This window comes from Virgisporangium aliadipatigenens, assembly GCF_016863615.1.
Taxonomy (GTDB): Bacteria; Actinomycetota; Actinomycetes; order Mycobacteriales; family Micromonosporaceae; genus Virgisporangium; species Virgisporangium aliadipatigenens.
Genome location: NZ_BOPF01000045.1, coordinates 57,289 through 76,947 on the forward strand (window position 1 = coordinate 57,289; position 19,659 = coordinate 76,947).

A 19,659-nucleotide genomic window follows, 5' to 3' on the forward strand; every position below is an offset into this window, starting at 1 on the left:
TGTAAGTGTCACCCGGGACATCGCCCTCGGCGGCTCGATAGGCTGGCTCGTCACCCAGCCCGACGCCGAAGGATGGTCCACACCATGGCCGACTCCTTTGTGCACCTGCATGTGCACACCGAGTACTCGATGCTCGACGGAGCGGCCCGCTTGAAGGAGATGTTCGCCGAGGCCAACCGGCTCGGGATGCCGGCCGTGGCGATCACCGACCACGGCAACATGCACGGCGCGTACGACTTCTACAAGCAGGCGAAGGCGGCCGGCATCACGCCGGTGCTGGGCGTCGAGGCGTACGTGGCGCCCGAGTCCCGGTTCACCAAGAAGAGGATCCGCTGGGGACGGCCGGAACAGAAGGACGACGACGTCTCCGGCGGTGGCTCCTACACGCACATGACCATCTGGGCCCGCAACCGCACGGGCCTGCACAACCTCTTCGCGCTGAACTCGCGGGCCTCGTTCGAGGGCCACTACATCAAGTGGCCGCGGATGGACCAGGAACTGATCTCGGAGTACTCCGACGGGCTGATGGCCACCACCGGCTGCCCCTCGGGCGAGGTGCAGACCCGGCTGCGGCTGGACCAGTTCGACGAGGCGCTCGCGGCGGCCGCCAAGTACCAGGAGATCTTCGGCAAGGAGAACTACTTCCTGGAGATCATGGACCACGGCCTCGACATCGAACGCCGGGTCCGGGACGGCCTCACCGAGATCGGCAAGCGGCTCAACATCCGGCCGGTCGTCACCAACGACTCGCACTACACGCACGAGTCGCAGGCCGAGGCGCACGACGTTCTGCTGTGCGTGCAGACCGCGAGCAACGTGGCCGACCCCAACCGGTTCCGCTTCGGCGGCAGCGGCTACTACCTGAAGACCGCCGACGAGATGCGCGCCGTCGACTCCTCCGAACTGTGGCTGGAGGGCTGCAAGAACACCCTGCTGGTGGCCGAACGGGTCGACACCGACGGGATGTTCAAGGAGCGCAACCTCATGCCCCGGTTCCCGGTCCCCGAGGGGGAGACCGAGGAGACCTGGTTCCGCAAAGAGGTGTGGGCCGGCATGGACCGCCGCTTCCCGGGCGGCTACGACGAGGAACACCGCCGGCAGGCCGAGTACGAGATCGGCGTCATCCTGCAGATGGGGTTCCCGGCGTACTTCCTCGTCGTGTCGGACTTCATCATGTGGGCCAAGAACGAGGGCATCGCCGTCGGCCCGGGCCGTGGTTCGGCGGCCGGCAGCCTGGTCGCCTACGCGATGGGCATCACCGACCTGGATCCCCTGCCGCACGGGCTGATCTTCGAACGGTTCCTCAACCCCGAGCGCGTCTCGATGCCCGACATCGACATCGACTTCGACGAGCGCCGGCGCGGCGACGTCATCCGCTACGTCACCGACAAGTGGGGCGAGGACCGCGTCGCGCAGATCGCCACGTTCGGGACGATCAAGGCGAAGGCCGCCATCAAGGACGCCTCGCGGGTGCTCGGGTACCCGTTCGCGGTCGGCGACCGGATCACCAAGGCGATGCCGCCGGCCGTCATGGGCAAGGACATCCCGCTGTCGGGCATCTTCGACCCGAAGCACCCGCGCTACGCGGAAGCCGTGGAGTTCCGGCAGCTCTACGAGTCGGATCACGACGTCAAGAAGGTCGTCGACACGGCCAAGGGCCTCGAGGGGCTGATCCGCCAGACCGGTGTGCACGCCGCGGGCGTCATCATGTCGGCCGAGCCGCTGATCGACCACGTGCCGCTCATGCGCCGCGACGCCGACGGGGCGATCATCACGCAGTTCGACTACCCGACCTGCGAAACGCTCGGCCTGCTGAAGATGGACTTCCTCGGGCTGCGCAACCTGACGATCATCGACGACGCGCTGAAGAACATCGAGGCCAACCACGGCATCAAGATCGATCTGCTGTCGCTGCCCCTCGACGACAAGCCCAGCTACGAACTCCTCGCGCGCGGCGACACGCTCGGCGTGTTCCAGCTCGACGGCGGGCCGATGCGCTCGCTGCTGCGGCTGATGAAGCCCGACAACTTCGAGGACATCTCCGCGGTGCTCGCGCTGTACCGCCCGGGCCCGATGGGTGCCGACTCGCACACCAACTACGCGCTGCGCAAGAACGGCCAGCAGGAGATCGTTCCGATCCATCCGACGCTGGAGGAGCCGCTCAAGGAGATCCTCGGCCCGACCTACGGCCTGATCGTCTACCAGGAGCAGGTGCAGCGCGCCGCGCAGGTCCTCGCGGGCTACAGCCTCGGCAAGGCCGACCTGCTGCGCCGCGCCATGGGCAAGAAGAAGAAGGAGGTGCTCGACAAGGAGTTCGTGCCGTTCCGCGACGGCATGAAGGCCAACGGGTACCCCGACGACGCCATCCAGAAGCTGTGGGACATCCTCGTCCCGTTCGCCGACTACGCGTTCAACAAGGCGCACACCGCCGGATACGGGCTGGTGTCGTACTGGACGGCGTACCTCAAGGCGAACTATCCGGCCGAGTACATGGCGGGTCTGCTCACCTCCGTCGGTGACGACAAGGACAAGATGGCGCTGTACCTGTCCGAGTGCCGCCGCATGAACATCCAGGTGCTCCCGCCGGACGTCAACGAGTCGGCCGGCCCGTTCACCCCGGTCGGCAAGGACATCCGCTTCGGCCTCGCCGCGGTGCGCAACGTCGGCAAGAACGTCGTCGACGCCATCGTGCGCTGCCGCAAAGCCGCGCCGTACAAGGACTTCCACGACTTCCTGTCCAAAGTGGACGCCGTGGCCTGCAACAAGAAGACCATCGAATCGCTCATCAAGGCGGGCGCGTTCGACTCGATGGGGCACCCGCGCAAGGGCCTGCTCGCCATCCACTCGGACGCGATCGACTCGTACGCGAGCCTGAAGAAGAACCAGGCCGCCGGCCAGTTCGACCTCTTCGGCGAGGTCTTCGGCGACGACGCGGACACCGGCGCGGTCCCCCTCACGCCGATCCCGCAGACCGAGTGGGACAAGCGCGAGCTGCTCACGTTCGAACGCGAGATGCTCGGCCTGTACGTCTCCGACCACCCGCTCTTCGGCCTGGAACACGTGCTGACCAAGGCCGCCGACACGCCGATCGCCGCGCTGTCCGAAGAGGGTTCGGTGCCGGACGGGGCGGTCGTCACGCTCGCCGGCATGCTCACCGGGGTGCAGCGGCGAATCACCAAGCAGGGCAAGGCGTGGGCGTCTGCCACGCTGGAGGACCTGGCCGGTGCGGTCGAGGCGCTCTTCTTCCCCAACACCTACGAGCTCGTGGGGCCCTACATCGCCGAGGACGCCATCGTGGTGGTCAAGGGGCGCATCGACCGGCGCGACGAGACGCCGCGCATCATGGCGATGGACATGCAGCTCCCCGACATCACGGCCGCCGACGAGTCCCGCCCGCTCACGGTGTCCCTTCCGGTCAACCGCTGCACGCCACCCGTGGTCGACCGGCTCAAGGAGGTGCTGCTCAGCCACCCGGGCCAGGCCGAGGTGCACCTGCGCCTGGTCAACGGCAGCCGCACCACCCTGCTGCGCCTGGGCCCCTTCCGGGTCGCCCCGACGACCGCGCTGAAGGGCGACATCAAGGCACTCCTGGGCCCCAGCTCCCTTCCTCAATAGAGTTTTTGCGCCGGCCCGGTGGCAGCTCGGGTACCTCGGGGGGCTTACCGGTTGCGGGCCTCGACCTGCGGCGTGACCATGGGCACCCTGGTCGTATGACGACCGTTTTGTACGCCGACGACGACTACGACCTGCGGGATCTTGCCGCGTTCAAGCTGGAGGGGGCCGGCTACACGGTCTTCACCGCGCCCGACGGGCGGACCGCGCTGGCGCTCGCCGAGAACGGCGGCATCGACGTCGTCCTGCTCGACGTCATGATGCCGGACACCGACGGCATCGAGGTGTGCCGCCGCCTGCGGGCGAACCCGGCGACCGCGGACGTGCCGATCGTGCTGCTCACCGCGGCCAGCAACCCGGCGGCGATCGAACGCGGCTACGAGGCCGGGGCCGACGACTACATCCTGAAGCCGTTCAGCGTGCGGGAACTGCCGGGCCTCGTCGGCGCGGTCCAGCGGCGTCGCCGAAGCGCAACGTCCCTGTAACAAACAGCCTGACGATGAAGAGGCATGGCTGCCCTCTTCCCGCCCGCGGGCCGTGACACCGACCAGTCCTACGGGTACCTGCCGATCGAGGAACACGGAATCGTCGGTGACCTGCGCACCGTGGCCCTGGTCGGCACGGAGGGCACCATCGACTGGTACTGCCCCGGCCGGTTCGACAAGCCGGCGCTCTTCGCCGCCCTCCTGGACGCCGGCAAGGGCGGCTACTTCGGCCTCGCCTGCGGGACCAGGACCCGTTCGAAGCAGCTCTATCTGCCGGACACCAACATTCTCGTGACCCGCTTTCTCGGCGCGGAGGCCGTCGGCGAGGTCATCGACTTCATGGTGCCGGAGACCAGCGGCACCGCGGCACCACGGGACCTGCTCGTGCGGCAGGCCCGTGCGGTGCGCGGCCGGGCCACCTTCGACCTCGCGTGCTTCCCCAGCTTCGACTACGCCCGGATCCCGCACACCGTGGAGATCGTCGACGGGGTCGGCGCCGTGTTCACGTCGGCGATCGGGCGGGCGGTCCTGCGCGCCAACGTTCCGCTGAAGGAGGACGAGGGCGGGGTCATCGCCCGCTTCACGCTCGACGAGGGCGAGACGCTCGACATCGAACTCGAGTGGAACGGCGAGGTCCGCCCGCTACGGACCGGCGAGACGGACGAGCTCTTCGCCCGCACCTCGGACTTCTGGCAGCGGTGGCTGGCCCAGTCGCGTTACCGCGGGCGGTGGCGGGAGACCGTGCAGCGCTCCGCGCTGACCCTCAAGTTGCTGGTGTACCACCCGACCGGCGCCCTGGTCGCCGCTCCGACCACGTCCCTTCCGGAGGAACTGGGCGGCGCGCGCAACTGGGACTACCGGTACAGCTGGCTGCGCGACGCGGCGTTCACGGTGTACGCGCTGATGCGGCTCGGCTTTCTCGAGGAGGCCGCCGCCTTCATGGACTGGATCCAGAAACGCTGCGAGACGGCCTCGCTGGAGCGCGACGTCTCCATCATGTACGCCGTCGACGGCAGCGACCACATCCCGGAAATCGTGCTGGATCACCTGTCCGGCTACCGGGGCTCCGCGCCGGTGCGCATCGGCAACAACGCCGTCGGCCAGCGGCAGATCGACGTCTACGGCGAACTGATGGACTCGGTGTACCTGTACAACCGCGAGATGCCCATCTCGTACGACCTCTGGACGGGGCTGTCGAAGCGGCTGGACTGGCTCGCGGCGCACTGGGAGGAGCCGGACGAGGGCATCTGGGAGGTGCGCGGGCCGCGGCAGCGGTTCACGTACTCGGCGCTGATGACGTGGGTGGCGTACGACCGGGCGGTGCGGCTTGCCCGCGACCGTGGCCTGCCGGCGCCGGTGAAGAAGTGGAAGAAGCTGTCGACGGCGGCGTACCGGTTCGTGCAGAACTCCTGCTGGGATCCGGACGTCGGCGCGTACGTGATGCATCCCGGCAGCAAGCAGTTGGACGCCTCGCTGCTGGTGATGCCGCTGGTGAAGTTCTCCGGGCCGACGGATCCCCGGTTCCTGTCCACGTTGGACCTGATCGGTACCGAACTGGCGTCCGACACGCTCGTGCACCGGTACGCGATGACGGGTCACGACGGGCTGACGGGTGGCGAGGGGACGTTCAACCTGTGCTCGTTCTGGTACGTGGAGGCGCTGACGCGGGCCGGCCGGGTCAAGGAGGCACGCATGATCTTCGAGAAGATGCTCACCTACGCGAACCACGTCGGGCTGTACGCCGAGGAGATCGGGCCGGCCGGTGAGGCGTTGGGCAACTTCCCGCAGGCGTTCACCCATCTGGCATTGATCAGTGCAGCCGTCAACCTGGACCGGGCGCTCGGCGAGTGACCCCGTCCCCGTACGGGGACGCCCGATCCGGGGCATCGGCAGGGATCGTTCCCGCGCCGTAACAGAACTGACTCTCACGCGCCGGTACGGTCCGGTCCCATGCGCACTACCACTGTTAGTTTTGTGGTCCTCTTACTGGTCGCCGCGCTGCTCGGCGGCGTGCCGACCGCGGCCTCGGCCGCTCCGTCCACTGTGGACCCCGCGGCCGCCGTTGCCGGGTCGGCGAGCCCGCGCGTGCTCACGCTCATCACCGGCGACCGGATCACCGCGACCGGCGACACCATCCGCGTCGAACCCCGCGCCGGCGTGCAGTTCCTGCGCTTCCGGCAGGACGGCGGCACCTATGTCGTCCCGTCGGACGCGCTCGGGCTGCTGCGGCTCGGACGCCTCGACGACCGCCTGTTCAACGTGACCCGCCTCGTGGCGGACGGCTTCGACAAGCGCGCCGAACTGCCGCTGATGGTCGAGGACACGAAGGCGGTCCGGGGCCTGACGGCCGGGCGGCCGCTGCCGGCGCTCGACGGGTTCGCTACCCGCGTGCCGGTCGCCGAACTCGCGAGGAACTGGCCGAGCGTCCGCGACGGCATGCTCGCCGGCAAGATCTGGCTCGACGGCGTGCGCCGGCCGCTGCTGGACGTCAGCGTGCCGCGCACCGGCGCACCCGTCGCCTGGTCCGAGGGGCTCGACGGCACCGGCGTGAAGGTGGCCGTCATCGACAGCGGCATCGACGACACCCACCCCGACCTCGCGGGACGCGTCTCCCTCCGGAAGAACTTCGTCCAGCGCTACGAGGGCGACAACGACATCGCCGGCCACGGCACCCACGTCGCGTCGATCGTCGCCGGCACCGGCGCCGCGTCGGGCGGCCGGTACCGCGGCATGGCCCCCGCCGCGTCGTTGCTGGACGGCAAGGTCTGCTTCTACGACCCCGCGTACGGCGGCCTCTGCGACGACTCCGCGATCATCGAGGCGATGTACTGGGCGGCCGAGAACGGTGCGCAGGTCGTCAACATGAGCCTCGGCTCGCCCGACGAGCCGGGTGTCGACCCGATCGAGGCGGCCGTCGACGACATCACCGCGCGGTACGGCACGCTGTTCGTCATCGCGGCCGGCAACCTCGACTTCTTCTCGCCGTACCGGGTCGCCTCGCCGTCCACCGCCGACGCGGCGCTCTCGGTCGCGAACAACACCAAGGCCGGCGCCGTCGACTGGAGTTCGCTGCCCGGGCCGCGGATCGCGGACTACGCGGTCAAGCCGGAGATCAGCGCCCCCGGCACCGAGATCACGGCGGCGCGCAGTTCGACGGCCGGCGAGGGCGCGTACCCCACCGGCGAACAGGGCGACCCGTACGTGCCGCTGACCGGCACCTCGATGGCGTCGCCGCACGTGGCGGGAGCCGCCGCGATCCTGACCCAGGCGCACCCGGACTGGACGGCCGAACAGCGCAAGGCGGCGCTGACCGGTGCGGCCCGCCCGATGGAGGCGAGCGGGTTCGACGCCCAGGGCGCCGGCGAACTGGACCTCGCCCGCGCGCTGCACCAACCGGTGACGGCCTCCCCCGCGACGGTGAACGTCGGCTTCCAGGCGTACCCGCACACGCAGCGGACGGTCACCCGCACGATCACCTACACCAACCGCGGCGGCGCACCGCTGACCCTGGCGCTGACGGCGCCGTCCCCGCTGTCGCTGAGCGCCTCCTCCGTCACCGTGCCGGCCGGCGGAACGTCCACAGTGGACGTCTCGATGGACCTCGACCTGCCGGGCGGTTCCCTGCTCGTCAACGGCCGCATCACGGCGACCGGCGGGGGCGTGACGGTGCAGACGCCGTACAGCGTCTACCGCGAGGGGCCGACCGCCACGGTGAACGTGAAAGCGTTGGACCGCAAGGGAAACACGCCCGAGCAGACCTTCGACCTCTTCGTGAACGCGGCCAGCGGCGAGGTGGTCCGCGCCCAGGAGGCGACCGCCGCGCTGCGGCTGCCCTACGGCACCTACTTCGCGTCCTCGTACATCGTCGGCGCCGACGGAACGTCCACAGTGGCCGCACACACGCGACTCGTGGTGGACCGCGACCGGGTGGACGTGGTGTTCGACGCCCGCAAGGCGAAGGGCCTCGACCTCACCGTCCCCGAACGGGCGGCCGCCCCGATGGACGCGCTCATCGAGGTGCAGCAGACCCAGGGCCCGACACCGGTGATCGCGGGCCTCTCCGGCGACCCCCGCACACTCTTCACGCTGGACCTGGGGCCGAAGAACGTCCCCGGTGTGGTGACGCAGGTGCTGGCGGCGTTCGCCCGACCCGACGGCCCGGGCGGTTTCGCCGGCAGCCCGTTCGTGTACCGGCTCGGCTGGTACTGGACCGGGTCGTGGGCCACCGGGTACACCCGTCACGTGCAGCGCCGGGAGTTGGCGACGGCACACGCCGTCTACCACGCCAACGCCGTGGGCGGGACCGGGCTGCGGGCGGACACGGCGGCACCGCCGGGTGTGCAGTTCAGGACCGAGCTGCGCCTGCTGGCCGACGCGCCGCTGCCGGTGGGCCGCACCGAGTACTACGCCGGCAACCTGCCGTGGGAGGAGCGGTTCTACGAGTCCACAGTGGACGCGCCGTGGGTCACCCGGCTGCGCGGGCCGTCACCGCAGCGTCGTTCGGGACAGTCCACTGTGGAACGCTGGAACCGGGCCGTGCTCGACACGACGTTCGCCTCGGAGTATCCGGAGTACCCGACGGTGGAACGCAAGGACGACGGGTTCTGGCTGCGCGTGGGCAACGTCGCCGACGCCGACGGCAACTTCGGCACGCACGACTACACGGCCGCCTCGATGTCCCTGTACCGCAACGGCACCCTCGTCGAGGAACGCGACGGCGGCTTCGCCGTCATCGCCACCCCGCAGGAGCGGGCGAGGTACACGCTGCGGTACTCCCAGCAGTCCGACCCCGCCCTGCGCCTGTCCACCCGCCGGGAGACCGTGTGGGAGTTCACGAACGCCTACACCGGCACGAACACTCCGGTGCCGCTGCACACGATCGGCTTCGCGCCGAACGTCGATGAGCACAACACGGCGCGCGCGGGCTGCCTCACGGCGCTGCCGGTGACGATCGCCGGGCAGGCGGGGGCCACCGCGGTGACGCGCGTGGAGGTGGAGGTGTCGTTCGACGGCGGGGTCTCCTGGCGGCGCGTGCCGGTCGTCAAACTCTTCGGCCGGTGGAACGCGGTGATCGATCATCCGGCGCGGGCCGGGTACGTGTCGCTGCGGGCCAAGGCGGTGGACGCGGCCGGTTCCACGGTCACCACGACGCTGCTGAACGCCTACGAAACCCGGTAACTCAACGTCACGAACGGGGCCCGGCGCGGGAGCGTCCGGGCCCCGAATCCCTTACTCGAACGGGTAAAAGTGCGAAACGGAGCCATCACTCCGCGTAGCCAGATCGACGGACAGGGTGTACGTTGCCCGCCATGGAAACCTCGACGCAGCAGCCAGACCTGTCCATGTACCCGCCACACGTCCAGGCCATCTGCAAGGCCCTCGGCTGGTCCAAGCCCCCGGAGGTCTCACCCGAACGAGCGGCCGAACTCGACGCCGCCATGGCGGAAGCCCGCGAATACGCGGCGAAGTTCTGGGCGGAGAAGAAGAGAGCGGAGCGGGAGAAGACATGATCGAACCGCTCGTCTTCGACCACACCGCGTTGGTCGCCCTCTTCGACGCCCATCCGGACGTCTACCGGGCATGGGAGCAGACCTGGGCCAGCGCCCCGCTCGGCGTGTTCCCCTCGGCGGCGGTCGCCGAGGCCAACCACGTCATCGGCGCGACCGACGAGGCGTGGTGGGCGATTCTCGGGCCGGCCCACGGCACGCTCGTCCCGCTGGACCGGCTCGCCGCCGTCGAGTCGCACAACCTGCCCGGCGAACTGGTCGTCCGGCACATCATCCACACGGCTCAGGCCATCGACGGCGTCGTCGTGACGCTCGAACCCAAGCAGTACCCGCCGGGCAGCGTCGCGATCCGGGCGCTCTGACCCATCCGTGATCGATCGGGGGAAGCGGTCAGGAGGTGGCCGCTTCCCCCGACACACTGGCCCGCGTGGAAGAGCTCACCGCCCGCCGACTCAACCGAACCCTGCTCGCCCGCCAGCACCTCCTGGCCCGTTCCACGCAGACCGCGCACGACCTCATCCACCACCTCGTGGCGGTCCAGGCCCAGGAGTCCAACGCCCCGTACATAAGCCTCTGGACGAGGCTCGAGGCCTTCGAGAAGGACGACCTCACCGCGCTCCTCGCCGACCGAAGAGCGGTCCGTTCGTCCATCCTGCGCGGCACGCAACACATCGCCACCGACGACGACTACCCCTGGCTGCGCCCGACCGTCCAGCCGGTGCTGGACCGGGGCAGGCAGGGGGCGTTCGGGCGGGTGACGGCCGGCGTCGACCCGGTCGAGTTGGCGGCGCTGGCACGCAAGCACCTGACCGGGCAGACGCTCACCCGCCCGGCGCTGGCCCGGCTGCTCGCCGAACGCTGGCCCGATGTGGAGCCGCTCGCGTTGGGCTGGTCCGCGCAGTGTCTGCTGCCGGTGGTGCATCCGCCGCCGAGCGGGACGTGGGGGCGGTTCGGGGCGACGCCGTTCGTGCTCGCGGAGGAGTGGCTCGGCCGGCCGATGGCCGCACCCGACGCCGAACGGCTCGTCGTGCGCTATCTGGCGGCGTTCGGGCCGGGATCGGCGCGGGACGTGCAGGCCTGGTCGGGGCTGACCCGGCTGCGCGAGGTGCTGGAACGCCTGCCGCTGCGCCGCTACCGAACGCCCGCGGGCGTCGTGCTGTACGACCTGCCGGACGCGCCGCTCGCGGACGAGGACGCGCCGGCGCCGGTCAGGTTGGTGCCGGAGTTCGACAATCTGCTGCTGGCGCATGCCGATCGGACGCGGGTCATCGCCGACGCACACCGGCGGGTGGTGATCACGGGCGCGGTGGTGCGGCCGACGTTCCTGGTCGACGGGTTCGTGCGGGGGATGTGGAGCATGACGGGTGCCGGCATCGTGCTCGCGCCGTTCGAGGCGATCACCGAGGCGGCCCGGGACGCGCTCACCCGGGAGGCGGCGGAACTGCTCAGGTTCGCAGGAACAGAGGGGTCCGTAAGTTTCACGGCTCCGGGCCACTGACCGGGGGATGACTCGACCGGCATTGCGGTGATCAGTCCGGTTTCGTTAGCGTCCGCGCCTCACGAAACCCCCCAGCAGGAGGTCACCCCCATGAGACGTTCCCCCGGATGGAGAATCGGCGCGGTGGTCGCGGCGACGACGGCGCTGGTGGCGGGCGGTGCCGTCGCCACCCTGACCGGCGCGGAGGCCGCGGCGGCGTGCGGCTCGGGCTCCTTCAACGCCGAGGCCTACCTCAGCGGCGGCACCTGGACCGCCCGCAACGGCTCCAGCGTCAGGTACACCGGCACCGACATGGTCAGCGCGGTGCAGGCCGCGATCAACAGCCTCTCCGCCGGCCGCACCAGCAAGCAGCGCGTGGTCGTCTGGCAGGGCGGCACGATGTCCGCCAACGCGCGGATCAGCCTGCCGAGCTACACGACCATCGACGTCTGCGGCACGATCAACGTCACCGGTTCCGGCAGCGGCGACAAGGCGCCGCTGTACTCCCGAGGCGCCACCGACGTGGAGATCCAGCATCTGACCGTCACCGGAGCGCCGATCTACGGCATTTTTCTGCGGAACGTCACCAACGTGGTGCTCGGCACCATCGACATGCGCCTCTCCGGCGGCCTCGGCGTGCGCATCGACAACCGCGGTGACACCAGCCAGTGGACCCGCAACGTGCGCGTCGACACCGTCTACGTGTCCGGGGCGAGTTCGCACGCGATGGAGACCTACGGCGTCGACGGCCTCACGGTCGGCACCGTCACCGCCCGCAACGTCGGCGAGTCCGGCCTGCTCCTCAACCAGACGATCAACGCCACGGTCGGCACCGTCGACGCGGAGAACGCCGGCGCCGGCACGGGCTACGCGGCGTTCCGCATGGCCAACCGCAACGGCCGCATCGGCAGCAGCTACAACACGAACATCCGTGTCGGCACGGTGCGCGCACGTGGCGGCGGCCGCGGCATCTTCTGCGTGTCGGAGAGCGGCGGCGCCGTCATCGACCGGGTCGACATCGCCAACACCGGCAACAACGCGATCCTCGTCGAGAACTGCTACAACGTCGGCATCGCCACGAACGGCGGCACGATCAGCGGCGGCGGCGAGGTGCGACTGGCGGCGCGCACGGAGTTCCCCGGCAACTCCAACATCACGCTGCAGAACTTCACGCTGACGAACAACACGATCCGCGAGAGCCCGTGCGGCACCGGGACGGTCATCCGCAACATCACGTTGGTGAACTCGACCATCAACCGCTGCTGAACCCGCCGCGCCGATCTTGCAGTTGTGGCGGGGACAGTGGTGGGCAAAGCCGGACACACCGGGCACCACAACTGCAAGATCGGCGAAAGCATCAGGCGAGGCGGAGGCCGTCGACGACGATCGCAAGCGCACGGGCGCCGTCACCGGCGTGCCGCAGCGCGGCACCCGTGCCCACGATGACCGCCCTCAGTTCGTGCGCACTCACGTCGGGACGGACGCGGCCGGTTCGTTGGGCCCGTTCGAGCAGGCGGGCCAGCGCGATAAGCACCAAGTGTTCGGGGCGGTTCGCGTCGCTTCCTGCTGCCGGAGCCACCTCTCCGAACGAGTCTCCTCCGCGGCACTCGTGGACCAATTCGGTGAAGAAGTCGAAGAAGGCTCGCCCGGGATCGGACCCATGCGCCAAATGATCGGCCCGGTCCGCCAGCCGTTGCAGCCGTCTCCCGTCGGTGTCCATCGGGCTCCTCAGCTCGTCATCGGCACGAGCGCGCCGAGTGTCGCGTGCAAAGCACGAGCGACCTCTTCGTCGAGGAGGTACCGACCGGCTTTTCCGGTGACCGGGTCGCGGATGACCATTTCGATCGAGACCGGCGCCGTCTCCAACGGTTCGTCGATCACGCAGGTGAGCTGCGCGGTGATCACGACGCCGCCGATCCGGTTTTCGGCGATCCGGAGAGGCGCACTCAGGTGACAGGGAACGGGGTTCGACCGTCCACAGAATCGGGGATCGCACCACGAGGGATGGGCAAAATCGCCGGATATCAAAGGCAGGGTGGCCGGCACGGTCATGGTTCGCTCCTAACGACGTCGGCTGAGGCCACCATCAAACACCGATTTGCTTGGACGATCCGGGTCCGCCGTGTAGGCCGCCGCGATCAGCGCTGTAGTCCCCTTTGTAGTCCGGCGTCAGAACATTCGCCGCCGGCTTCGTACGATGCGATATCTTCGAGGACACACGGACACGCGGAGGCATTGGTGAGGCCCAGCGGGTACGGCGCTCAGCTTCAGCGCTTCAGGAAGCACTACAAGCTCACGCAGCAGGGCGTGGCCGAGCAGCTCGCGGCGCTGGCGTGGAAGCATCACAAGAGGATTCTCGGTGTCGACCGCCAAATGGTGTCCAAGTGGGAACGAGAACGAAAGCTTCCGGACACGCGATACCGAAAGCTCCTGTGTCAGCTATTCGGCGTTTCGGAGCAGCAGCTCGGTTTTCGTCCGAGCCTCCCCGAGATCGAAGAGATGGCGAATGGCCTGGAGTCCCCACTGGATGTCGCCGAACGTATGCAAATGCTCATCGGGTCGAACGCGGACGAGGAGGCGCTGAACCAATTCGACAGATTCATTCACCTGGTTGTCGACGAGTACGAGGACGCCGGTCCGGGCGGTCTCGCGCACCGCGTGGTGCGGCAACGCAAGCATGTCCAGCGGCTGCTCGACGGTCATCAGCCTCCACGGCAACGCGCCCGGCGATTTCCGTCGCGCCGTCGATCTCGCTCGCGACGGGCAGCAGTATGCAGCCGACAGTTCGCAGATCATTCGGCTCGCGGCCAACGGTGAGGCCCGAGCGCTCGCGAAGCTGGGCGACCGACGGGGAGTCGACGGTGCTGTCGGGCGCGCTTTCGAAATCTCCGACCGGCTCGATGCGCCGGCCGGAGTGAGCCCGTGCATCTCGTTCGGGCTGTACAGCACGGCGCGCACCGCCGCCAACGCGGCCACGGCTTTTGTCGCGCTGCGGAGACCTGATCGCGTGCGGGAGTATGTCGCGCAGGTCATGCCGGTCTTCGAGGCCTCGTCGTCACGATGGAGTCAGTCATTGGTGCGAATGGACATGGCGACGGCATTCGTCACGGCCGACCATCCGGAACCGGAGCGCGGAGCGGAACTCGTGACGGAGGCGCTGATGATCTCCGCTGACCGTCCGATCACGTCGGTACTCCAGCGCGGTCGTGAGTTCCTCGCGGCCACAGAGAAATGGAGCGGACTTCCGGCGGTCCGACAGGCTGCCGACGCCTTGCGGGCGGCGGGAAACCGGTGACCGCCGAGCCGGTTCAGGCGCGAACGACACCACAGGACGAGGACTGGCGACGGTTCAGTGCGCTGTCCCGAATGGCGAATCACTGGGATCGTCCAGGGTGGACCGATGGCCGACAGGCGTACTACTGGTACCTCACCTTCGACTCACCGGCCCTGCGGGATCTCGCCGTCTCCTGCCAACGTCGACTTGACCTGCCCTTTCTCGATCCTGTCCCGCCGTTCGGAATCCATCTGACAATGCCCAGGATCGGCTGGTCCGACGAGGTGTCGCCGGCCGAGGTGCAACGGATCGCCGAGGCCGCCGTTGCGGAGTGCTCGGCCGTCCGGCGGTTCGACCTGGGGGTGGGGCCGTTGTCCGGCTCGGCGGGCGCCGTGCGATTCAGCGTCACGCCGTGGGAACAACTGGTCCTGCTGCATGACCGTTTGCGCGGTGCCGTTGCGAGCGTTCTCGGCCCGGGCCGTCCGGCGGCCGAGTTCCGTCCGCATGTCGGCATCGCCTACTGCAACCGAGCCGTTCCGGCCGCGCCGCTGGTCGCCCGGGTCGCGACGCTGCGCGCTCTGCCGCTCGTCACCGTGCCGGTCGACCGGGTGGAGTTGGTGCTCGTCCGGCGACAGGAACGCGCATATGCCTGGACGACGCTCGAGTCCCTGATGTTGCGGTGACCGTACGGGCTGCCGGCCTGCCACCGAACGACTGTGGGGTGGACGTCGGTCGGTGGCGTGTGGTGTCCTCGCCTCCCGCGATCGCCGCTCGGATCTCCGGTGCGCCCGCCGAGATCGGCCTCGTGCCCGAGGGCCGGCCGAAAGGATTCCGCCTTGGCGGCCACGGCTTGAACATGCCGCCAGCGGCGGGGCAACGGTTGCACCATCAACTCTTCGGCGACATCGCGGGACCGTGCAGGTGAGTGCGACATACCCCGGCACGATAAACCAGCTTCCGCGCCGCGGCGGTGGGACAGTTTGTGCGACATGTGGCGGCGCTCATGGTCGAATGTGGCGCCCATGATCTCGGCGCTCGACGCGCTGCGGGACTACATCGACCGCGGCTTTCCGGCCCACTACGCCTATCGGGGCCGCCCGTACCTGGCTGCCGGGTTCCTGCAACGGATGCTGCGCGACCTACCCGTCGAGCGCCTGCCCGACCGTTACCGCGATGCCGTGCGCCGGCAGGTGGATCCGATCGAACCGGTAGCGCTCGCCACCTACCACGATGCCGCGGTGACGCTGGTGCTGGCGCACTGTTCCCGTTAGCGGCTCAGCCGACCACTGTGGACAGTGCCAGCGCCACGACGGCCACCAGCGGCGGGACGGCCTGCATCGCGGCCGCGCGCGCGAAGCGCATTCCGCCGCTGGCGATGAGCACGACACCGGCGCCGGCCATGCAGCCGGCCGCGAGCGCGATGAGCGTGGCGCCGACGACCCGTTCGTCCATGGCGAGCGCGATCGCTCCGGCGAGCCCGCCGAACGCCAGGAACAGGTTGTAGAACCCCTGGTTGAACGCCCAGGGCCGGATGGCGTCGGCGTCCCCCTGGGACTGTACCGAGAAGCGCCGCCACACGGCCGGGCGGCTGAAGAGCAGGCTCTCCATGGCGAAGAACGCGATGTGGAGCAGGGACGCGACGACAACGGCGACAGCGGCTAGAGTAAGCACCGGGCTATATTGAACCGATCAGTTCAATACGTCAAGGAGAGCCGTGCCACGAAAGAAGACGTTCGATACGGCCGATGCCATCCGCGCCGCGCGCGACCGCTTCTGGCAGTACGGCTACGCGGCCACCTCCCTGAACGACCTCGAGGCCGTCACCGGGCTCAACCGGTCCAGCCTGTATCAGGCGTTCGGCGGCAAGCGGCAGCTGTTCGCGCTCGCGCTCGACAACTATCTCGAGGAGGTGGCGATCCCGCGGCTCGCTGCCCTGGAGGCCCCGGACGCCGGCCCCGCCACGATCGCCGCCTACTTCCGCGGCTTCACCAAGCTTCCGCCATACCTCGGCTGCCTGATGGTCAACACCATCACCGAACTGGGACCGCACGACGAGGCGGCCCGCGCGGCCGGCGCGAAGTACCGCCTGCGGGTGCGGCGCGCGTTCGAGAACGCACTGGCGGGAAGCGAGTGCGCGGGGCGCCGGGCGGAGTTGCTCACCGGCGCCCTGATCGGCCTGCTCGCCACCGCGCGCCTGTCCCGCACGACCGCCGCGCACCTCGCGCGCGACACCGCCGCCGAGGTCGACACCTGGGCCTGAGACCGGTCCGGCGCTCAGTACACCAACCGGTGCGCGCCGCGGATCAGTCCGGCGTACGCGTCGCCGGTGAGCAGGCGGGCGCGCGCCATGGCCGCACGCGCGGCGTTCGCACCCGGGGCGCCGTGCACTCCCCCACCGGGGTGCGCGCTCGAGGACGCCAGGTACAGCCGGTCGACCGGGGTGTCCGCCCGGCCCAGCCCCGGCACCGGCCGCAGGAACAGCTGCTGGAACGCCGCCGACGTGCCGCCGTTGATCGCACCGCCGAACAGCGACGGGTTGTGCCGCTGCAACTGGCGCGGCCCCGCCACGTACCGGCCGACGATCAGGTCCCGGAAGCCCGGCGCGCACTCCTCGAACGCCTGCTCGACCCGTTCCAGGTGGGCCTGCACGTCACGGAGAGCGTCGCGCGGCACGTGCGTGTACGCCCACAGCGACTCGGTCCCCGCCGGCGAGCGCGTGGCGTCGGCGGTCGTCATCTGCCCGGCCAGCAGGAACGGCCGTTCCGGCACCCGGCCCGCGGTCAGGTCACCGGCGAACGTCGACAGCTCCGCCAGGTCCCCGCCCAGGTGCACCGTCCCGGCCCGGCCCACCGCCGGGTTCTTCCACGGCACCGGCCCGGACAGCGCCCAGTCCACCTTCACCGTGGCGTTGTCCCAGTGGAAGTTGCGCAGGTCCGACACCATCCGCGGCGGCAGGTGATCGACGCCCACGAGATCCTTGTACAGCTGCGGCGCCGGAACGTCCGCCAGCACCGCGCGTCGGGCCCGGAAGTGCCGGCCGTCGCCGCAGCGCACGCCGAGCGCCTTGCCGTTCGCCACGACGACGCGGTCGACCCACGCGTGGCACTCGATCCGGCCACCCTTGCGCTCCAGGCGTGAGACCAGCGCGTCGGTGATCCTCTGCGCCCCGCCCACCGGCACCGGATACCCGTACTGCTGCCCCAACATCGCCAGCAGCCAGCCGTAGCCGCCGCTCGCCGCATCCTCCGGCGACAGATCCGTGTGCAGGGCCAGGCAGGTCAGCAGCAGCTTCGCGCCCTCGCCGGCGAACAGTTCGTCGCGCAGCACCCGCACCGGCAGCAGGAACAGCCGGGCCAGCCGCAGCGCCTCCGCCGTTCCGCCCCGGCGCAGCACACCGGCCGCCCCGCGCACCGGCGGGAACGGCGTCAGCAGCGACTCCAGCAGCGGTTCGGAGACGGACTCCCAGAGGCGGTAGGTGCGGCGCCACGCGTCCGCGTCCGACGGGGCGAACGCGGCAACCGACTCGGCCGTCGCGTCGAGATCCCTTTCGAGAAGAGCGGCCCGGCCGTCCGGCAGCGCGTGCGCCACCACGGCCGGCGAATGCGTCCACTCGATGTCCAGATCGAGCGCCGCCAGCGGCGACCCCTTCGCCGCCAACGGATAGAACGCGCTGCACAGGTCGCTCAGATACCCCGGCGCGGTGATCTCCCCGGAGCGCACCGCACCACCGACCTCGTCGGTCGCCTCCAGCACCACCACGTCCCAGCCGGCGTCGGCGAGCAGGTTCGCCGCGACCAGCCCGTTGTGCCCCGCCCCGACCACCACCGCATCGACGGTCTCCGCCATGGTGGAGGGCATACCCCGCCACGCCGCGGGTAAGCGGCCGGGATGTCGCTGCGTCGCCCGCTGTCCGAATCCGTCGTCGTGCTGACCGGTGCCTCCGGCGGGATCGGCGCCGCCACCGCCGAGGCCCTCGCCCGGCACGGGACCGCCGTGGTGCTCGCCGGGCGCGGGCCGGACGCGCTGGCCGAGGTGGCGCAGCGCTGCCGGGCGGCGGGTGGTCGGGCGTTGGACGTTCCCACGGAAATAACGGATCGGGCGGCGGTGGCGGCGCTGGCCGACAAGGCCGAGTCGCGATACGGCCGGATCGACGCCTGGATCAACAACGCGTCCGTCGGGCTCTATGCCGCGCTCGAGGACGCCCCGGTCGAGCAGGTGCGCCGCACCATCGAGGTGAACGTCTTCGGCTACCTGCACGGCGTCCAGGAGGCGCTGCCCCGGATGCGCGCCACGGGCGGCGGGGTGCTGGTGAACGTCGCGTCGGTGCTCGGCGCCGTCACCACCCCCTTCATGGGCGCCTACAACCTCAGCAAACACGCCGTGCGGGCGCTCTCCGACACGCTGCGCCAGGAGATCGGCGACGAGCCGGTCTCCGTCTGCACCGTGCTGCCCGCCTCGATCGACACGCCCTTCTACCCGAACGCCGCCAACGTCACCGGGCGCACACCCCGCCCGATTCCGCCGGTGTACCGGCCGGAGACGGTCGCCACGACGATCGTGCGGGTGCTGCGCCGGCCGCGTCGCGAGGCGTACGCGGGTGCGCTCGGCCACGCCATGGCCATCGGCCAACGCATCGCCCCCGGCCTCACCGAACGCGGCATGGGCTGGTACGGGGCGCGGGCGGCGTTCAGCCCGGGGCGGGCGCCGGTCAGCACGGGAAACCTCTACCGGCCCAGCGCACTGCTGCTCGGCGGCCTGGCGGCGGCCGTCGCCTATCGCCGAATCACCCGTTAGACCGAGCCCCAGCTGGGCAGACTGACTCCTATGTCGACCACGACGCGGCTGATGAACGCCGACCCGCAGCAGGTATGGGCCGTTCTGTCGAACGGGTGGAGCTACAGCGACTGGGTGGTGGGCACGGTGCACATCCGCGACGTCGCCCCCGACTGGCCCGCGGTGGGCACGCGCATCCACCACAAGGCGGGGCCGTGGCCGTTCTCGCTCAAGGACAGCTCCACCGTCCTGTCCTGCGAGCCGGGGCGCGACCTGCTGCTGAAGGTGCGCCTGTGGCCACTGGGCGCCGGCACGGTCCGGATCACGCTGCAGGAGGTCGGGCCGCGGGCCACGCGGGTGACGATGGTGGAGGAGTTCACCGACGGCCCCATGCTCGGCGTCCGGAACGCCCTCGGCGACACCCTCCTGCACTACCGCAACCGGGAAGCGTTGCGGCGCCTGGAGGATCTGGCCGTCGGACACACATCCGACGCGTCGACGCCTGTCGCGGTGCGATCCGGTCGTTCATGA

19 protein-coding genes are annotated in these 19,659 nt (G+C 69.9%); 14 read left to right on the plus strand and 5 right to left on the minus strand.

Annotation, left to right across the window (positions count from 1 at the left end; translation table 11 throughout):
• Window positions 1–84: 84 nt before the first annotated feature.
• The 8 genes from dnaE to Val02_RS40435 all read left to right on the plus strand — a co-directional run bounded on the left by dnaE (window position 85) and on the right by Val02_RS40435 (window position 12,347).
• Window positions 85–3,615, plus strand: coding sequence for a DNA polymerase III subunit alpha (gene dnaE / locus Val02_RS40400; RefSeq protein WP_203904629.1), 3,531 nt, complete (start codon window positions 85–87; stop codon window positions 3,613–3,615).
• Between the two features lie 95 nt (window positions 3,616–3,710).
• On the plus strand, window positions 3,711–4,097 hold the full coding sequence (locus tag Val02_RS40405) for a response regulator transcription factor (RefSeq protein WP_203904630.1): 387 nt from the start codon (window positions 3,711–3,713) through the stop codon (window positions 4,095–4,097).
• A 24-nt stretch (window positions 4,098–4,121) separates the two neighbouring features.
• Complete coding sequence (locus Val02_RS40410; protein ID WP_203904631.1) at window positions 4,122–5,948, plus strand: glycoside hydrolase family 15 protein; 1,827 nt, start codon at window positions 4,122–4,124, stop codon at window positions 5,946–5,948.
• A 123-nt stretch (window positions 5,949–6,071) separates the two neighbouring features.
• Window positions 6,072–9,275 (plus strand): S8 family peptidase, encoded by a 3,204-nt coding sequence (locus Val02_RS40415; RefSeq protein WP_203904632.1) that lies wholly within the window; start codon window positions 6,072–6,074, stop codon window positions 9,273–9,275.
• Between the two features lie 131 nt (window positions 9,276–9,406).
• Window positions 9,407–9,607 carry a hypothetical protein gene (locus Val02_RS40420; protein WP_203904633.1) on the plus strand — a complete coding sequence of 67 codons (201 nt, stop codon included), beginning with the start codon at window positions 9,407–9,409 and terminating at the stop codon, window positions 9,605–9,607.
• Window positions 9,604–9,966, plus strand: coding sequence for a hypothetical protein (locus Val02_RS40425; protein WP_203904634.1), 363 nt, complete (start codon window positions 9,604–9,606; stop codon window positions 9,964–9,966). Before Val02_RS40420 ends, Val02_RS40425 begins: the two co-directional genes overlap by 4 nt.
• A 65-nt stretch (window positions 9,967–10,031) precedes the next feature.
• Window positions 10,032–11,102, plus strand: coding sequence for a winged helix DNA-binding domain-containing protein (locus Val02_RS40430; protein WP_203904635.1), 1,071 nt, complete (start codon window positions 10,032–10,034; stop codon window positions 11,100–11,102).
• Window positions 11,103–11,192: 90 nt separating this feature from the next.
• Complete coding sequence (locus tag Val02_RS40435) at window positions 11,193–12,347, plus strand: hypothetical protein (protein WP_239153708.1); 1,155 nt, start codon at window positions 11,193–11,195, stop codon at window positions 12,345–12,347.
• A 91-nt stretch (window positions 12,348–12,438) separates the two neighbouring features.
• Here the strand turns inward: Val02_RS40435 and Val02_RS40440 are convergent, their stop codons facing one another.
• The 3 genes from Val02_RS40440 to Val02_RS40450 form a co-directional block, all read right to left on the minus strand.
• The gene (locus tag Val02_RS40440) at window positions 12,439–12,801 is read right to left on the minus strand and encodes an SbtR family transcriptional regulator (RefSeq protein ID WP_203904636.1); all 363 of its coding nucleotides are present in this window, start codon (window positions 12,799–12,801) and stop codon (window positions 12,439–12,441) included.
• 8 nt (window positions 12,802–12,809) lie between these two features.
• The gene (locus Val02_RS40445) at window positions 12,810–13,133 is read right to left on the minus strand and encodes a hypothetical protein (RefSeq protein WP_203904637.1); all 324 of its coding nucleotides are present in this window, start codon (window positions 13,131–13,133) and stop codon (window positions 12,810–12,812) included.
• Window positions 13,134–13,520: 387 nt separating this feature from the next.
• Entirely contained in the window at window positions 13,521–13,784 is a 264-nt protein-coding gene (locus tag Val02_RS40450) for a hypothetical protein (RefSeq protein WP_203904638.1), read from the minus strand.
• Here Val02_RS40450 and Val02_RS40455 point away from each other — a divergent pair.
• The 3 genes from Val02_RS40455 (at window position 13,759) to Val02_RS40465 (ending at window position 15,626) form a co-directional block, all read left to right on the plus strand.
• Window positions 13,759–14,376: a hypothetical protein gene (locus Val02_RS40455; RefSeq protein ID WP_203904639.1), complete on the plus strand. Its 618-nt coding sequence runs from the start codon at window positions 13,759–13,761 to the stop codon at window positions 14,374–14,376. The two genes, Val02_RS40450 and Val02_RS40455, sit on opposite strands and share 26 nt — an antisense overlap.
• Complete coding sequence (locus tag Val02_RS40460) at window positions 14,373–15,038, plus strand: 2'-5' RNA ligase family protein (protein WP_203904640.1); 666 nt, start codon at window positions 14,373–14,375, stop codon at window positions 15,036–15,038. Before Val02_RS40455 ends, Val02_RS40460 begins: the two co-directional genes overlap by 4 nt.
• Window positions 15,039–15,377: 339 nt before the next feature.
• Window positions 15,378–15,626 (plus strand): hypothetical protein, encoded by a 249-nt coding sequence (locus tag Val02_RS40465; protein WP_203904641.1) that lies wholly within the window; start codon window positions 15,378–15,380, stop codon window positions 15,624–15,626.
• Window positions 15,627–15,630: 4 nt separating this feature from the next.
• Here Val02_RS40465 and Val02_RS40470 read toward each other — a convergent pair whose 3' ends face one another.
• A complete protein-coding gene (locus tag Val02_RS40470; protein ID WP_203904642.1) occupies window positions 15,631–16,026 on the minus strand; it encodes a DUF1304 domain-containing protein in 396 nt (131 codons plus the stop codon).
• 43 nt (window positions 16,027–16,069) lie between these two features.
• Between Val02_RS40470 and Val02_RS40475 the strand changes: the two genes are divergently transcribed.
• The gene (locus tag Val02_RS40475) at window positions 16,070–16,615 is read left to right on the plus strand and encodes a TetR/AcrR family transcriptional regulator (RefSeq protein WP_203904643.1); all 546 of its coding nucleotides are present in this window, start codon (window positions 16,070–16,072) and stop codon (window positions 16,613–16,615) included.
• A gap of 14 nt (window positions 16,616–16,629) precedes the next feature.
• Here the strand turns inward: Val02_RS40475 and Val02_RS40480 are convergent, their stop codons facing one another.
• Window positions 16,630–18,201 (minus strand): phytoene desaturase family protein, encoded by a 1,572-nt coding sequence (locus Val02_RS40480; RefSeq protein ID WP_203904644.1) that lies wholly within the window; start codon window positions 18,199–18,201, stop codon window positions 16,630–16,632.
• Window positions 18,202–18,243: 42 nt separating this feature from the next.
• On the opposite strand from Val02_RS40480, the gene Val02_RS40485 reads away from it, so the two are divergent.
• Together Val02_RS40485 and Val02_RS40490 are read left to right on the plus strand one after the other, a co-directional pair.
• Window positions 18,244–19,149, plus strand: coding sequence for an SDR family NAD(P)-dependent oxidoreductase (locus Val02_RS40485; protein ID WP_203904645.1), 906 nt, complete (start codon window positions 18,244–18,246; stop codon window positions 19,147–19,149).
• A gap of 30 nt (window positions 19,150–19,179) precedes the next feature.
• Window positions 19,180–19,659 (plus strand): SRPBCC family protein, encoded by a 480-nt coding sequence (locus Val02_RS40490; protein WP_203904646.1) that lies wholly within the window; start codon window positions 19,180–19,182, stop codon window positions 19,657–19,659.

Coding starts and splice junctions, on each gene's coding strand:
- dnaE (WP_203904629.1), top strand. CDS start 85: ATGGCCGACTCCTTTGTGCACCTGCATGTGCACACCGAGTACTCGATG.
- Val02_RS40405 (WP_203904630.1), top strand. CDS start 3,711: ATGACGACCGTTTTGTACGCCGACGACGACTACGACCTGCGGGATCTT.
- Val02_RS40410 (WP_203904631.1), top strand. CDS start 4,122: ATGGCTGCCCTCTTCCCGCCCGCGGGCCGTGACACCGACCAGTCCTAC.
- Val02_RS40420 (WP_203904633.1), top strand. CDS start 9,407: ATGGAAACCTCGACGCAGCAGCCAGACCTGTCCATGTACCCGCCACAC.
- Val02_RS40425 (WP_203904634.1), top strand. CDS start 9,604: ATGATCGAACCGCTCGTCTTCGACCACACCGCGTTGGTCGCCCTCTTC.
- Val02_RS40435 (WP_239153708.1), top strand. CDS start 11,193: ATGAGACGTTCCCCCGGATGGAGAATCGGCGCGGTGGTCGCGGCGACG.
- Val02_RS40440 (WP_203904636.1), bottom strand. CDS start 12,801: ATGGACACCGACGGGAGACGGCTGCAACGGCTGGCGGACCGGGCCGAT.
- Val02_RS40445 (WP_203904637.1), bottom strand. CDS start 13,133: ATGACCGTGCCGGCCACCCTGCCTTTGATATCCGGCGATTTTGCCCAT.
- Val02_RS40455 (WP_203904639.1), top strand. CDS start 13,759: ATGTCCAGCGGCTGCTCGACGGTCATCAGCCTCCACGGCAACGCGCCC.
- Val02_RS40450 (WP_203904638.1), bottom strand. CDS start 13,784: ATGACCGTCGAGCAGCCGCTGGACATGCTTGCGTTGCCGCACCACGCG.
- Val02_RS40465 (WP_203904641.1), top strand. CDS start 15,378: ATGATCTCGGCGCTCGACGCGCTGCGGGACTACATCGACCGCGGCTTT.
- Val02_RS40480 (WP_203904644.1), bottom strand. CDS start 18,201: ATGGCGGAGACCGTCGATGCGGTGGTGGTCGGGGCGGGGCACAACGGG.
- Val02_RS40485 (WP_203904645.1), top strand. CDS start 18,244: ATGTCGCTGCGTCGCCCGCTGTCCGAATCCGTCGTCGTGCTGACCGGT.
- Val02_RS40490 (WP_203904646.1), top strand. CDS start 19,180: ATGTCGACCACGACGCGGCTGATGAACGCCGACCCGCAGCAGGTATGG.